The organism is Pseudomonas sp. FW306-02-D09B, assembly GCF_058782685.1.
In genome coordinates this window covers 26,344-40,932 of sequence record NZ_JBYSXY010000004.1, presented here as the reverse complement: position 1 = coordinate 40,932, position 14,589 = coordinate 26,344, and the positions used below count along the sequence as shown (strand labels likewise).

At 59.2% G+C, this 14,589-nt stretch carries 15 protein-coding genes; 10 read left to right on the top strand and 5 right to left on the bottom strand.

The genetic code is table 11. From position 1 onward, the window contains the following. The first annotated feature begins 97 nt into the window (after nt 1–97). The 5 genes from AC3WK5_RS08780 (at nt 98) to AC3WK5_RS08760 (ending at nt 5,609) form a co-directional block, all read left to right on the top strand. Nucleotides 98–1,006 (top strand): carbohydrate ABC transporter permease, encoded by a 909-nt coding sequence (locus AC3WK5_RS08780; protein WP_019693218.1) that lies wholly within the window; start codon nt 98–100, stop codon nt 1,004–1,006. Continuing rightward, the gene (locus tag AC3WK5_RS08775) at nt 999–1,844 is read left to right on the top strand and encodes a carbohydrate ABC transporter permease (protein WP_054593683.1); all 846 of its coding nucleotides are present in this window, start codon (nt 999–1,001) and stop codon (nt 1,842–1,844) included. The genes AC3WK5_RS08780 and AC3WK5_RS08775 overlap by 8 nt, the downstream gene beginning before the upstream one ends. A 3-nt stretch (nt 1,845–1,847) precedes the next feature. Beyond that, the gene (locus AC3WK5_RS08770; protein WP_019693216.1) at nt 1,848–3,008 is read left to right on the top strand and encodes an ABC transporter ATP-binding protein; all 1,161 of its coding nucleotides are present in this window, start codon (nt 1,848–1,850) and stop codon (nt 3,006–3,008) included. A 105-nt stretch (nt 3,009–3,113) separates the two neighbouring features. Further along, entirely contained in the window at nt 3,114–4,460 is a 1,347-nt protein-coding gene (locus AC3WK5_RS08765) for a carbohydrate porin (protein WP_103314991.1), read from the top strand. A 294-nt stretch (nt 4,461–4,754) separates the two neighbouring features. Further along, entirely contained in the window at nt 4,755–5,609 is an 855-nt protein-coding gene (locus AC3WK5_RS08760) for a D-hexose-6-phosphate mutarotase (protein ID WP_054593681.1), read from the top strand. Between the two features lie 200 nt (nt 5,610–5,809). Here the strand turns inward: AC3WK5_RS08760 and AC3WK5_RS08755 are convergent, their stop codons facing one another. Beyond that, a complete protein-coding gene (locus AC3WK5_RS08755; protein WP_173859948.1) occupies nt 5,810–6,670 on the bottom strand; it encodes a MurR/RpiR family transcriptional regulator in 861 nt (286 codons plus the stop codon). A 206-nt stretch (nt 6,671–6,876) separates the two neighbouring features. On the opposite strand from AC3WK5_RS08755, the gene zwf reads away from it, so the two are divergent. From zwf to AC3WK5_RS08735, 4 genes are all read left to right on the top strand, one after another. Then, nucleotides 6,877–8,346: a glucose-6-phosphate dehydrogenase gene (zwf, locus tag AC3WK5_RS08750; RefSeq protein ID WP_054593680.1), complete on the top strand. Its 1,470-nt coding sequence runs from the start codon at nt 6,877–6,879 to the stop codon at nt 8,344–8,346. Then, nucleotides 8,333–9,046: a 6-phosphogluconolactonase gene (gene pgl, locus AC3WK5_RS08745; RefSeq protein ID WP_103314990.1), complete on the top strand. Its 714-nt coding sequence runs from the start codon at nt 8,333–8,335 to the stop codon at nt 9,044–9,046. Before zwf ends, pgl begins: the two co-directional genes overlap by 14 nt. Before the next feature lie 17 nt (nt 9,047–9,063). After that, nucleotides 9,064–9,729 carry a bifunctional 4-hydroxy-2-oxoglutarate aldolase/2-dehydro-3-deoxy-phosphogluconate aldolase gene (locus tag AC3WK5_RS08740; RefSeq protein WP_024264889.1) on the top strand — a complete coding sequence of 222 codons (666 nt, stop codon included), beginning with the start codon at nt 9,064–9,066 and terminating at the stop codon, nt 9,727–9,729. 365 nt (nt 9,730–10,094) lie between these two features. Further along, a complete protein-coding gene (locus tag AC3WK5_RS08735) occupies nt 10,095–10,820 on the top strand; it encodes an intradiol ring-cleavage dioxygenase (protein ID WP_103314989.1) in 726 nt (241 codons plus the stop codon). A 24-nt stretch (nt 10,821–10,844) separates the two neighbouring features. Here the strand turns inward: AC3WK5_RS08735 and AC3WK5_RS08730 are convergent, their stop codons facing one another. Both AC3WK5_RS08730 and AC3WK5_RS08725 read right to left on the bottom strand, forming a co-directional pair. Next, entirely contained in the window at nt 10,845–12,026 is a 1,182-nt protein-coding gene (locus AC3WK5_RS08730) for an aminotransferase class V-fold PLP-dependent enzyme (RefSeq protein ID WP_103314988.1), read from the bottom strand. 21 nt (nt 12,027–12,047) lie between these two features. Next, the gene (locus tag AC3WK5_RS08725; RefSeq protein ID WP_019693207.1) at nt 12,048–12,284 is read right to left on the bottom strand and encodes a DUF3820 family protein; all 237 of its coding nucleotides are present in this window, start codon (nt 12,282–12,284) and stop codon (nt 12,048–12,050) included. A 202-nt stretch (nt 12,285–12,486) separates the two neighbouring features. Between AC3WK5_RS08725 and AC3WK5_RS08720 the strand changes: the two genes are divergently transcribed. Next, a complete protein-coding gene (locus AC3WK5_RS08720) occupies nt 12,487–12,954 on the top strand; it encodes a PA2169 family four-helix-bundle protein (protein ID WP_103314987.1) in 468 nt (155 codons plus the stop codon). Nucleotides 12,955–13,021: 67 nt separating this feature from the next. On the opposite strand, the gene AC3WK5_RS08715 is transcribed toward AC3WK5_RS08720, so the two are convergent. Together AC3WK5_RS08715 and AC3WK5_RS08710 are read right to left on the bottom strand one after the other, a co-directional pair. Beyond that, nucleotides 13,022–13,492 (bottom strand): MaoC family dehydratase, encoded by a 471-nt coding sequence (locus tag AC3WK5_RS08715; protein ID WP_054593675.1) that lies wholly within the window; start codon nt 13,490–13,492, stop codon nt 13,022–13,024. A gap of 42 nt (nt 13,493–13,534) precedes the next feature. Further along, complete coding sequence (locus tag AC3WK5_RS08710) at nt 13,535–14,479, bottom strand: alpha/beta hydrolase (protein ID WP_103314986.1); 945 nt, start codon at nt 14,477–14,479, stop codon at nt 13,535–13,537. Nucleotides 14,480–14,589 lie beyond the last annotated feature (110 nt).

Below are 14,589 nucleotides of genomic sequence, written 5' to 3'. Positions count from 1 at the left end.
TGCGGCCAACCCCAGATCTTCGTCTCCCTGCACGGGCCATGGCTCGTGTTGTGGGGGCGCTCGGTCCGGATTTCACTTCTTCAACTGGATTATCCCGATGAGCTCTGTGGCGGTTTTCAGCAAAGCCTCACCGTTCGACGCACTGCAGCGCTGGCTTCCCAAACTGGTTTTGGCGCCGAGCATGCTGATCGTCCTGGTTGGCTTTTACGGTTACATCATCTGGACATTCGTTTTGTCCTTCACCAACTCCAGCTTCATGCCGAGCTACAAGTGGGTCGGCCTGCAGCAATACGTCCGGTTGATGGAGAACGACCGCTGGTGGGTCGCGAGCAAGAACCTCGCGGTCTTCGGCGGCATGTTCATCGGTATCAGCCTGGTGCTCGGGGTGTTTCTGGCGGTGCTGCTCGATCAGCGCATTCGCAAGGAAGGCTTCATCCGCACCATCTACCTGTACCCGATGGCGCTGTCGATGATCGTCACCGGTACTGCCTGGAAATGGCTGCTCAACCCAGGCCTGGGCCTGGACAAGATGCTGCGTGACTGGGGCTGGGAAGGCTTTCGCCTGGACTGGCTGGTGGATCAGGATCGCGTGGTTTACTGCCTGGTGATCGCTGCCGTATGGCAAGCCTCCGGGTTTGTGATGGCGATGTTTTTGGCCGGCCTGCGCGGTGTCGATCAGTCGATCATCCGTGCCGCTCAAGTCGACGGTGCGAGCCTGCCGACCATCTATTTGAAGATCGTCCTGCCAAGCCTGCGTCCGGTGTTTTTCAGCGCCTTCATGATCCTCGCGCACATCGCGATCAAGAGCTTCGACCTGGTGGCGGCGATGACCGCGGGCGGTCCGGGTTATTCCTCCGACTTGCCGGCAATGTTCATGTACTCCTTCACCTTCAGCCGTGGCCAGATGGGCATCGGTTCGGCGAGCGCGATGATGATGCTCGGCGCGATCCTGGCGATTCTGGTGCCGTACCTGTACTCCGAACTGCGAGGCAAACGCCATGAGTAATCAACTTGGCAAACCAGCCTTGAGCTTTAGCCGCATTGCGATCTACGCGACCTTGTTGCTGGCCGCTGCGGTGTATCTGATTCCGCTGGTGGTGATGTTGCTGACCAGCTTCAAATCCCCGGAAGACATCCGCACCGGCAACCTCTTGAGCTGGCCGCAAGTGATTGATGGCATTGGCTGGATCAAGGCTTGGGACGTGGTAGGTGGCTACTTCTGGAACTCGGTGAAAATTACCGTGCCGGCGGTGCTGATCTCGACCTTCATCGGTGCAATGAACGGCTACGTGCTGTCGATGTGGCGCTTCCGTGGTTCGCAGTTGTTCTTCGGCCTGCTGTTGTTCGGCTGCTTCCTGCCGTTCCAGACCGTGCTGCTGCCAGCCTCGTTCACCGTCGGCAAACTCGGCCTGGCCAACACCACCACAGGGCTGGTGCTGGTGCACATCGTCTACGGGCTGGCGTTCACCACGCTGTTCTTCCGTAACTACTACGTGAGCATTCCGGATGCGCTGGTCAAGGCGGCGCGGCTGGATGGTGCGGGCTTCTTCACGATCTTCGGGAAGATCCTGCTGCCGATGTCGATTCCGATCGTGATGGTCTGCCTGATCTGGCAGTTCACCCAGATCTGGAATGACTTCCTGTTCGGTGTGGTCTTCGCCAGTGGCGATGCCCAGCCAATCACCGTGGCCCTGAACAACCTGGTCAACACCAGCACCGGGGTCAAGGAATACAACGTTGATATGGCGGCGGCGATGATCGCCGGGCTGCCGACACTGCTGGTCTACATATTCGCTGGCAAGTATTTCCTGCGTGGGCTGACGTCCGGCGCGGTCAAGGGGTAGAACATGGCAACTCTCGAATTACGCAACGTCAACAAAACCTACGGCAGCGGCTTGCCGGACACCCTGAAAAACATCGAACTGAAGATCGATGACGGTGAATTCCTGATCCTCGTCGGCCCGTCCGGTTGCGGCAAGTCGACCTTGATGAACTGCATCGCGGGCCTTGAAAACATCAGTGGCGGGGCGATTCTGGTGGATGACGCTGACATCAGCGGCATGAGCCCCAAGGATCGCGACATCGCCATGGTGTTCCAGTCCTACGCGCTGTACCCGACCATGAGCGTGCGCGACAACATCGCCTTCGGCCTGAAGATCCGCAAAATGCCGGCGGCTGAAATCGACGAAGAAGTGGCGCGGGTCGCCAAGCTGCTGCAAATCGAACACCTGCTCAGCCGCAAGCCCGGCCAGCTCTCTGGTGGTCAGCAACAGCGCGTGGCCATGGGCCGTGCGCTGGCGCGGCGGCCGAAGATTTATCTGTTCGACGAACCGTTGTCCAACCTCGACGCCAAGCTGCGGGTCGAGATGCGCACCGAAATGAAACTGATGCACCAACGCCTGAAAACCACCACGGTCTACGTGACTCACGACCAGATCGAAGCCATGACTCTGGGCGACAAAGTGGCGGTGATGAAGGACGGGATCATCCAGCAGTTCGGCACGCCGAAGCAGATCTACAACGATCCGGCCAACCTCTTCGTTGCCAGCTTCATCGGCTCGCCCCCAATGAACTTCATCCCACTGCGTTTGCAGCGCAAGGACGGCCGTCTGTTGGCGTTGCTCGACAGCGGCCAGGCGCGTTGCGAGCTGCCGCTGGGCATGCAGGACGCCGGTCTTGAGGACCGCGAAGTGATCCTCGGCATGCGCCCGGAGCAAATTGTCCTGGCGAACGGCGAGGCCAATGGTTTGCCGACCATTCGCGCCGAAGTCCAGGTTACCGAGCCGACCGGTCCCGATACGTTGGTGTTCGTCAATTTGAACGAAACCAAAGTCTGCTGCCGTCTGGCGCCGGATGTTGCGCCGGCCGTGGGCGAGACCCTGACCTTGCAATTCGACCCATCGAAAGTGCTGCTGTTCGATGCCAAGACGGGCGAACGCCTGGGGACGGCCGGTCAAGCGAAAACCGGGACTCACAGCGACAACGTCGCTCAGTTCAAAGGGCGCTGAAGATCAAGTTGTGGGGGATTCGCGGCGGATGGGGACATCCGTCGCAACCGCTGTAAACCGCGTTAGATAAAAACAGTTAATAACAATAAAGACGAGGATGTAGGGATGAAAAAGAAGAACAACGCTCAGCTTATCTGCCAATTGTCGGCTGTTGCGGTGCTGATCATGGCCGGTAACGTACACGCAGCTGATGCATTCAGCGCCGACTCCAAGTGGATGACGGGTGACTGGGGGGGCGAGCGGACCAAGCTGATCGACCAAGGTATCGACATCAAGGCGGATTACGTCGGTGAAGTGGGCGCCAACCTCCATGGCGGCTACAACCACGACAAGACCGCACGTTACGCCGACCAGTTTGGTCTGGGCGTGGCGCTGGACCTGCAAAAACTGTGGGGCTGGGACAACACCCAGGCCAAGATCCAGCTCACCAACCGTAACGGTCAGAACATTTCCAATGACCGTGTCGGCGACCCGCGTGCCGGCACCTTGAGTTCCTCCCAGGAAGTCTACGGCCGTGGCCATATGGTCCGTCTGACCCAATTGTGGGTCCAGCACCAGTTCCTCGACGGTAAACTGGACGTCAAAGCCGGTTACTTCGGTGAAGGCGAAGACTTCAACACCTTCCCTTGCGAGTTCCAGAACCTGGCGTTCTGCGGTTCCCAGGCGGGTAACTGGGCGACCGGTATCTGGTTCAACTGGCCAGTCATGCAGGCGGCGGTTCGCGTGAAGTACAACATCACGCCTGAGTTCTATGCGCAGATCGGCGCATACAACCAGAATCCATCGCAACTGGAACACGGTAACGGCTTCAAGCTCAGTGGCAGTGGTACCAAAGGCACCGTCTTGCCGGTCGAACTGGTCTGGTCGCCGAAGGTCAACAACCTGCCGGGCGAATACCGCGTGGGTTACTACAAGAGCACTGCCGACGCCAATGACGTCCGTAAAGACGACAATGGCGATGATGCAGCGACCACAGGCAAGGCCTTCCGTAGCCACGACAGCAAGCACGGCTACTGGTTTGTGGCGCAGCAACAACTCACCACCCACAACGGTGATGCTTCTCGCGGTCTGAACGTCGCGGCCAACGCCACTTTCCACGACAAGGACACCAACCTCGTCGACAACTATCAGTCGCTGATGTTTGTGTACAAGGGCCCATTCGACGCACGTCCAAAAGATGACGTCGGGATCGGTTTTGCCCGTATCCATGTCAACGATGACGTGAAGAAAAATGCCGAGTTGGTCAACGCCGCCAATGGTGTCAGCGACTACGACAATCCGCTGTTCTCGCCACTGCGTTCCACCGAGTACAACTACGAGATCAACTACGGTTTCCACGTTACCAACTGGCTGACTGTGCGTCCTAACCTGCAATACATCACTCACCCGGGCGGTGTTGATGAAGTCGACAACGCGCTGGTCGCCGGTTTGAAAATTCAGTCGGTGTTCTAACGCAGCTGCGATAAGCTCCTCTCCATGTGCGCATTTTTGCGGACGGCCAAGGCTGTCCGCTTTTTTTTGGGGCGCCGCACACGACGGTTTTCTGTGGTGAGGGAGCTTGCTCCCGCCGGCCGGTCCGCGCTCGGGCGCAGCAGTCGTAAATCCGCTAAATGTGGTTTAGCTGAAGCAGCGCGATGACTGGTTTTGGGGCCGCTTCGCAGCCCAGCGGGAGCAAGCTCCCTCGCCACAAAAGCGCTGTTGTGACAATGGTGATGAGTACATCCATGATTTTCAGGACCGCGGCACATGCTTGAGCATCCGCTACAACGCTTCTTCAAATCCCTGCGCGAGCGCCCGGTGTTTGCCTGGGAGCGCTATCAGCAGCGTGAGGTGCTGGTGATCGACCATCCGCTGTGTCAGGCGGTGTTCAGTCGTCAGGGCGCGCAGTTGCTGCATTTCCAGCCCACGGGCCAGAAGCCCTGGCTCTGGTGCGCGGCGAAGTGGCCGCAGGTCGGCGCGATTCGCGGTGGCGTACCGGTGTGCTGGCCGTGGTTTGGCCGTCATCCCAGCGAAAATGCCTGGCCGTCCCATGGTTGGGCACGGCTGATCGACTGGAAGCTGATCGACAGCAGCACCGATGACGACGGCGTGCGCCTGCATTGGCAATTGCAGTTGTGTGACTGGCAGGTGGACCTGCATGCGCACTTGGGCGAGCGTATGGATTTACGCCTGAGCACTGAGCATCAGGACAGCCTGCCGTGCCAGTTGAGCCATGCATTGCACGCCTATTGGCGTATTGGCGACGTTGCTGAGATAGCGCTGTCTGGACTCGATGGCGCGCAAGGTTATGACCAGCTCAAGCGCGAGTTCTGCGAGCAAAAGGGCGAGTTGCGGGTGGAAGGTGGCTGTCAGCGGGTGTTCCAGCATGAGGGCGAGTTACAGCTCAAGGACCACGCCTGGCAGCGCCAGTTGTGCATCGATACCGGTGACAGCGCTGACACCGTGGTCTGGCATCCCGGGTCACGGCCGCTGCTGGGAGTGAGCTGGAATGAGGTCTCGGAGTTTGTCTGCGTAGAGGCAGCCTGCGGAGGCACCGATAGCCTGAGCCTGGCACCGGGGGAGCGGGCGCATTTGAGTTTGCAGGCGCGGATGGGAGGGTAGAGGTGGCACACAAACCCTGTGGCGAGGGGGCTTGTCGGAACGCCGCACCGCCCCGTTGGGCTGCAAAGCAGCCCCAAAACCAGCCAACTCGGTAGTTCAGGTAAACCGTATCTACCGGTTTACGACTGCTGCGCCCGAGCGCGGACCGGCCGGCGGGGGCAAGCCCCCTCGCCACAAGTGGGCACTGGCTTGGACAGACGTCAGCTGAACTCATCCCCGATCGGATACCGGCTGGCGTTGAGGCTTTCCTTGATCTTGCGCAGGTGCGGCTGGAAGTCGACGCCGCGGCGCAGGGTCATGCCGGTGGCGAGCACGTCGAGCACGGTCAGCTGGATGATTCGCGACGTCATCGGCATGTAGATGTCGGTGTCTTCCGGCAGCGGGATGTTCAGGCTCAAGGTGCTGGCCTTGGCCAGTGGCGAACCCTCGGCCGTCAGGCCCAGCACCGAGGCACCGTTCTCACGGGCAATTCGCGCCACCTCGACCAGTTCGCGGGTGCGTCCGGTGTAGGAGATGATCACGAACAGTTCGCCCGTGTGGGCCACCGAGGCAATCATCCGCTGCATCAGCACGTCGGCATGGGCGGTGACCGCCAGGTTGAAGCGGAAGAACTTGTGCTGTGCATCCAGCGCCACCGGGGCTGACGCACCGAGGCCGAAGAAGTGGATCTGCCGGGCCTGGATCAACAAATCCACGGCGCGGCTGATCAGGTTCGGGTCCAGTGCCTGGCAGGCGCTGTCCAGTGAGGCGATGGCGCTGCCAAAGATTTTCTGGGTGTAGGCTTCAGGGTTGTCGTCGGCTTCCACGGCGCGGCTGACATAGGCCGCGCCGCTGGCCAGGCTTTGGGCCAGTTGCAGTTTGAGTTCCGGGTAGCCGCTGACACCGAACGAACGGCAGAAACGGTTGACCGTCGGCTCGCTGACCGAGGCGGCCTGGGCGAGGGCGGCAATACTGAAGCGAGTGGCCTGCTGCGGGTTGAGCAGGATCACTTCGGCGACCTTGCGTTCGGCCTTGTTCAGGTCTGCAAGGCGATTCTGGATTTGTTCCAGTAAATTTCGCACGCGGTCCATTTATGTTCCTTAGGTCGGCTATGCAGATTGGGCCTGTGAAGCGGCCCATAATGGTGGCCTATCCTACTGATGGCCCCGACCGACCACCACTCGGAATCTGTATTTTGGAAAAATGTTGTGGTTATTACTACATTTTTCCTTGAGCGATGCCTTAAAAAAAGGTATTTGTAGCTTAACTTGATAAAAGAACAAACATCATGCCTTCGATAACGGTTGAACCGTGCACCTTTGCCTTGTTCGGCGCCTTGGGCGATCTGGCCCTTCGCAAGCTGTTTCCTGCTTTGTACCAACTGGATGGCGCTGGCCTGCTGCACGAGGACACGCGCATTATCGCACTGGCCCGTGAACCAGGCAGCGAGCAAGAGCATCTGGCATTTATTGCCCGTGAACTGCGCCATTACGTTGATGCCAAGGAACTCGACGAAGCGGTGGTCGAGCGCTTCCTGGCACGCCTGACGTACCTGCATGTCGACTTCCTCCAGCCTGACGACTACGTCGCCTTGGCCGAGCTGGCCGGTTCGACGCAGCGGATGATTGCCTACTTCGCGACGCCCGCTGCGGTGTACGGCGCGATTTGCGAGAACCTGGCGAAGGTCGGCCTGGCCGAAAACACCCGTGTGGTGCTGGAAAAGCCAATCGGTTCGGACCTCGAGTCGTCGCGCAAGGTCAACGACGCAGTGGCGCGGTACTTCCCGGAAAACCGCACTTACCGTATCGACCACTACCTGGGCAAAGAGACGGTCCAGAACCTGATCGCCCTGCGTTTCGCCAACAGCCTGTTCGAAACCCAGTGGAACCAGAACTACATTTCCCACGTGGAAATCACCGTCGCCGAGAAAGTCGGGATCGAGGGCCGTTGGGGCTACTTCGACAAGGCTGGCCAACTGCGCGACATGATTCAGAACCACCTGTTGCAGTTGCTGTGCCTGATCGCCATGGACCCGCCAGCGGATCTTTCGGCCGACAGCATCCGTGACGAGAAAGTCAAAGTGCTCAAGGCGCTGGCGCCGATCAGTCCGGAAGGCCTGACCACCCAGGTGGTGCGCGGCCAGTACATCGCCGGTCACAGCGAAGGCAAGTCGGTGCCGGGTTACCTGGAGGAGGAGAACTCCAACACCCAGAGCGACACCGAAACCTTCGTCGCCCTGCGTGCCGACATCCGCAACTGGCGTTGGGCAGGCGTGCCGTTTTACCTGCGTACCGGTAAACGCATGCCGCAGAAACTGTCGCAGATCGTCATCCACTTCAAGGAACCGTCGCACTACATCTTCGCTCCCGAGCAGCGCTTGCAGATCAGCAACAAGCTGATCATCCGCCTGCAACCGGACGAAGGTATTTCCTTGCGCGTGATGACCAAAGAACAGGGCCTGGACAAGGGCATGCAGCTGCGCAGCGGTCCGTTGCAGCTGAATTTTTCCGATACCTATCGCAGCGCGCGGATTCCCGATGCCTACGAACGGTTGTTGCTGGAAGTGATGCGCGGCAATCAGAACCTGTTTGTCCGTAAAGATGAAATCGAAGCCGCGTGGAAGTGGTGTGACCAGCTGATTGCCGGGTGGAAGAAGTCCGGTGATGCGCCCAAGCCGTACGCGGCGGGCTCCTGGGGACCGATGAGTTCCATTGCACTGATCACGCGGGACGGGAGGTCGTGGTATGGCGATATCTGAATTCAAACTGCCTCAGGGCGTCAGCGCTCATGAGTTTCGCAGCCCGGTGTTGCTGGCCGAAGGCCTGGCACTGAAGGTGGCCAAGCAACTCAGCGACGCTATTGATGCCCGAGGCGCCGCGACGCTGGTGGTCTCCGGCGGACGCAGCCCGGTGGCGTTTTTCCAGCATCTGGCCAAGCAGACGCTGGACTGGTCCAAGGTCGTGGTGACCCTGGCCGACGAGCGCTGGGTACCGGTAGAGCACGCCGACAGCAATGCCGGTCTGCTCAAGCGTTACTTGTTGCAGGGCCCGGCAGCCAAGGCGAAGTTCCTCAGCCTCTACAGCGCCACCGCCAACCTTGAACAGGCTGCCGAGCAGGCCGATCGCTTGCTCGCCGAGTTACCGGCAATCGACGTGCTGGTGTTGGGGATGGGCGACGACGGCCACACGGCCTCGCTGTTCCCCAACAGCCCGAACCTGGTCGAAGCCTTGCGAGCCGACGGCACGCGCCGATGCTGGCCGATGCTGGCGCCGACCGTGCCGCATCAGCGCCTGACCATGAGTCGTGCGCTGCTGGCGTCGGCGAAGTTCACCGTGCTATCGATTTCCGGTCAGTCCAAGTTGACCACCCTGAGTGCCGCACTGGCCGGTGACGATGTCGCCGCAATGCCGATTCGCGCGTTTCTGCAACCCACGTTAGAGATTTACTGGTGCCCATGAACCAAGGATCAGCCGCTATGACAAACACTCAACCGACCGTTTCCATGGCGGACAAAGTTGCCCTGATCGACAGCCTCTGCGTCAAGGCGCGGATTCTGCCGGTGATCACCATTGCCCGCGAACAAGACATTCTGCCACTGGCCGATGCCCTTGCCGCAGGTGGATTGACGGCCCTGGAGGTCACCCTGCGTTCGCAGTTCGGCCTCAAGGCCATCCAGGTATTGCGTGAGCAGCGTCCAGAGCTGGTCACCGGTGCCGGCACCGTGCTCGATCGCAACATGCTGGCTGCCGCTGAAGCTGCCGGTTCGCAGTTCATCGTTACTCCGGGTATTACCCGCGACCTGCTGGAAGCCAGCGTTGCCAGCCCGATTCCGCTGTTGCCAGGCATCAGCAACGCCTCCGGGATCATGGAGGGCTACGCCCTGGGCTATCGCCGCTTCAAGCTGTTCCCGGCGGAAGTCAGCGGTGGCGTGGCGGCGATCAAGGCCCTTGGCGGCCCGTTCGGCGAAGTACGTTTCTGCCCGACTGGTGGTGTTGGCCCCGCCAATATCAAGAGTTACATGGCACTGAAAAACGTGATGTGCGTCGGCGGTAGCTGGATGCTTGATCCGGAGTGGATCAAGAACGGCGACTGGGCACGTATCCAGGAGTGCACCGCCGAGGCGCTGGCTCTGCTGGACTGATTGGTTTTACCGGCTGTTTTTTACGCAGAATCGTTGTAGTTGTGTTCTACGGCTTTACGGCGCACTTGGTCAGTGCGCCGTTTTTTTTTGCCTGTGGAAAAGCGGCGGCCCTGTAGCAGCTGTCGAGCCCGCGAGGCAGCGTTCGGCCGCGCAGCGGTCGTAAATTCAGGCGGCGCGTTCTTCCATGCAAACCGCATTCGCAGGATTTGCGAGGACTTCGCCCGAACGCGGTCCGCCTCTAACGCTGCCTCGCGGGCTCGACAGCTGCTACGGGGAGTTGGAACGTCTATAGCGGCATACATAGTTACCGCAACCCACCCCGCAGATCTGTTTATCCTTCGAGCAACTTATGGAGGAAGCGACTCATGGAAGAACACGCAACAACCAAGGCAACCGGGCCGGTCTGTTTATTGGCTCCCGAGCAGATTGCCGGCCCGTACTTCAGGAACCCCAGGTTGATCCGAAGGAACATCAGTGAAGGCGCCAGTGGCATTCCCTTGCTGCTCAAACTGAGCCTTGTCGACGTCAGCACCTGCGAACCGGTGACGGATGCCCTGGTGGATATCTGGCAGTGCAATGCGCGAGGGGCCTATTCAGGCTGGAGCAAGATCAATCCGGATAAAGAGGTCGATGTCGGCGATATCGGCTCGGTTCCACGTACCGATGACGACACTTATTTGCGCGGTGGGCAATTCACCGATCGCAAAGGCGCCGTCAGGTTTACCACGATTTATCCGGGGTTTTATGCGGGGCGCAGCGTGCACATCCACGTTGCCGTTCGAATCGTAACCGGCAGCAATCACCTGGAGGCGCGGCATGTTGCCTGGGTCGGTCAACTGTACCTTCCCGAGGTGACATCGCGTTCGGTACTGAGCGCCAAAGACTATACCGGGCGAGGCGTCTCACCGTTGCGCAACGATCAGGATGAGCTTTTTACCCAAATGCATGGGGAAGACTCGATCCTGAAAATCCACACCATTGCCCGTGATTCCTGGGAAGACGGTTATTTCGGGCAGTTGACCATTGGTATCGACAAGCGTGCGATGTCTGCGCAGATCAAGCCCGAAGACTTCGACATCTATACCGTGTGAACACCAGCCTCGGTGTTCATCACCTCAACTCAGCTCGATCAGGGCCTGAGCCAGCAGCTGCATTTCCTGTGAGGTGTTGGTCAGGCCCGGTGTGATGCGAATACAGCTGCCGCACGCCGAACCGCTGCGGGTCACGGTGAACAGGTTGTAGTCGTTGAGCAGGCGCTCGACCATCGCTTGCTGGTCGGCATGCCGGGTGAAGCGCATCGAGGTGATGCCGCAATACAGGCGCGGATCATCCGGGGTCATGACTTCAATGCCCTGCACATCGCGAACAGCCTTGACCCACAAATTGCGCAGGTAGTTAAGCCGTGCACCCTTGGCGGCTGCGCCACCGATGGAGCGATGTTCTTCGAACACCAGCGGCAAGGTCAGTAACGCCGGAATGTTTGGCGTGCTGTAAGGCGTGCGCGAGCGGATGTCGGTGGGCGGGAAGTGAAACTCGTCCATGTCTGGATCGATATCGGCCAGACGTTGTGGTGCGATGTAGATGAACCCCAGGGTCAACGGTGCGCCGATCCATTTGTGCAGGTTGTAGCCGGCAAAGGAGATGCCCAGGTCATCAAGGTTGAATTCAATCTGGCCGAGCGCGTGGGCGCCGTCGAGGATCACGTCGATTCCGTGCTCTTTGGCCGCCGCGGCAATCGCCTTGACCGGCATCACCAGGCCGGTGCGATGGGTGACGTGGGTCAGCGCCATCAGCTTGAGTCGTGGATAACGCACGAACGCCTCGCGGTAGGTCGCCACCAACGTCTCGAAGCTGGCGGGATGAGCATGCTCGATCTCGATCACTTCGACACCGCGATAGCGAGCCAGCCAGCGCATCGCACTTTTGACCGTGTCGTATTCCAGATCGCACAACAGCACCTGATCGCCCGGTTGCAAGCCGTTGTAGTTGCGAATCAGCGATTGCAGCGCGTCCGAGGCGTTGCGTGTCCGGGCTACCGCTTCGGCGGGCACCTGCAAGAGCTCGGCCAGTTGCCCGCGTATTTTCAGGCTTTCGAGTTTTTCGAAACGCTGGCGCACATGCACCGAGTTGCTGCGGTTGATGAGCTCGATGTTGCGTTGGTACTCCTCGACTACGGTACGCGACATGCGGCCGAAGTAACCATTCTCCAGATTGATCGGACCTGGCTGGACTTCGTAGCGGTCGGCGAACGTCTGCCAAAAAGCTTCATCAAGGGCACGGCGCGTGTTTTCGGGCATGGGGGCGACTCGTTCAGTGGTTCAGTGGCGTGGTTTGGGTTTGCCATGTTTGGCGCGCAGCGGGTCGAGCAAGTCGGACAGGCCGTTGTGATCTATTTCTTGCATCAGGGCCAGCAAGCCACCCAGTTCACCGTGGGGGAAACCCTCGCGGGCGAACCAGTTCAGGTATTGGCCGGGCAGGTCGGCAATGATGCGCCCCTTGTATTTGCCAAAGGGCATTTCGCGGGTGACCAGCAGTTCAAGCTTTTCGGGATTCATCGATCGCTCGTCTTGATTCAAACAGTTTGGAAAATACAGGCATTCTGCATGCAGGCCAATTGACAGATCATGCAAATAACTCGGGTGCAGATACTTGGTGAAAATTTAAATTATTGAAATATAAGATAAAAAAATCACTCAAGGACTGGCACACGAGATGCAGTGTTTTAGGTATCCCTCTTGGTCTGCGAGGAATTGAAAAATGACTGATATCAATAAAGAAGTGATTTCAGTCCTGAGCGACCTGATCGAGATCAGCAAGGACGGTCAGGAGGGTTTCAAGACCTGTGCCCAGGACATCAAGCATCCTGAACTCAAGGCGCTGTTTGTCAAACGCGCTGCCGAGTGCGCCAGCGCCGCTGCCGAACTTCAACATACCGTGCGTTCGATGGGTGGCGATCCCGAGACCAGAACCCATGTCGGCGGTGATAGGCATCGTCGTTGGGTCGGCGTTAAATCATTGGTCACTGGAAAGAGCGAAGAAGTGGTGCTCAACGAAGCCAAGCGTGGCGAGGACCATGCCCTGAAGGCTTACAAAGCAGCGCTCGAGAAGATCAACGAAGACAATCTGCTGGGGATTCGTGATCTGATCGAGCGTCAGTATCACGGGGCGCAACGCAACCACGATCAGGTCAAAGCCTTGTGTTATCAGGCTCGTGCCCGGTCGTAAGTCGGTTAAAAACGCCTGGATCAGAGGATCGTTCCCACGCGAGCGTGGGAGCGATCATATATGGGCATCAGCCAATGCTGATCGCGGGCAGTGTCGGCAAGGTCACGGTCTGTTGCTTGCGCGGCGCCAGAATTTCGGCCTCGCCGTCCACGACCAACTCATCGCGCTGGTTGAATACCCGAGTGGCGATGCGCACGCGGAATTTCGGCAGTTTCTCGAGAATTTCCAGGCGTACGGTCAGGGTGTCGCCGATTTTTACCGGCTTCTGAAAACTCATTTGTTGACCGATATAGATAGTCCCAGGTCCAGGCAGTTCGCAGGCGACGGCGGCGCTGATCAGCGCACCGCTGAACATGCCGTGGGCGATGCGTTCCTTGAACATGCTCGCTGCCGCAAACTCGGGGTCCAGGTGCACCGGGTTGTGGTCTCCGGACATCGCCGCGAACAGCTGAATATCGCGTTCCTCGACGGTCTTGCTGTAGCTGGCGGTCTGGCCGACTTCAAGGGCTTCGTACGGGGTATTGGTAACCTGGGTCATATGTCTTGAATCCTGTGACGAGTTAAGTGTAATAACCAAACATTATTCGGTTCGGGGTGGCCGGCGATGGCTCAATGCCTCAGCCAGCCATTTGAGCAGGTCCGCGGTCACTTCATCGCGGTTGCTCTCGTTGAACAGTTCGTGCCGGGCTTGCGGGTAGATATTCAGCTGCATGCACTGGTTGCCGGCGCCGCGCAGTGCGTCGGCCAGAGCCTTGAGACGTTTGCCTTCGCTCACCGGATCACATTCACCTCCGATCACCAACAACGGCAGGCCCGGATCGATCTCCGCGAGATTGGACGCTTTGCTGATTTGCTGCAAGCCGCCGAGCAGGTCGATCCACAGCTGATTGGTACAACGGTAGCCGCAGAGCGGGTCGTGGACGTACTTGTCGACTTCGTCAGGGTCGCGGCTGAGCCAGTCGAACCGAGTGCGATGAGGCTTGAAGGGCTTGTTGAATGAACCGAACGACAACCACTCGATCAGTGCACTGCGACCGGTAGGCCCCTGGCGCCAGCGTTCGAAACGCGCAATCAGGCGCGCTACTCGGTAAAGCGCGACGGGCTGGAAGTTCGAGCCACTGAGCACGGCAGCGTGCAGGCTGGCGCTGTGATGCAGCAGGTACGCCTGGGCGATGTAGCTGCCCATGCTGTGACCGAGCAGTACGATCGGTACGCCCGGATGGTGCTGACCGATGTGCTGATTGAGGCTGGCCAGATCACCGACCACTTTGCACCAGCCGTCCTGATCGGCGAAATGCCCGAGCAGGCCGTATTCGGCGGTTTTGCCATGACCGCGCTGGTCCAGCGCATAGACGCCGTAACCCTCGGCACATAAAACCTGCGCCAGCCGCGCATAACGACCGCTGTGTTCAGCCATACCGTGGGACAGCAGAACCACCGCCTTCAGCGGGCCTTCAGGCAACCACTGGTTGACGAAAAGTCGACTGTGATCGCTCGCGGTCAACCAGAAAGTGTCGTGGATCATGGCGATTCCTTTGCACGGTTTTGTTTAGGTGCGGCGTCGTTGCATTGTATAGCTCATCAACCGCAGGGCGTGCGATGTGGGTGTCCCTCAGCAGCAAGATTCACACTGTC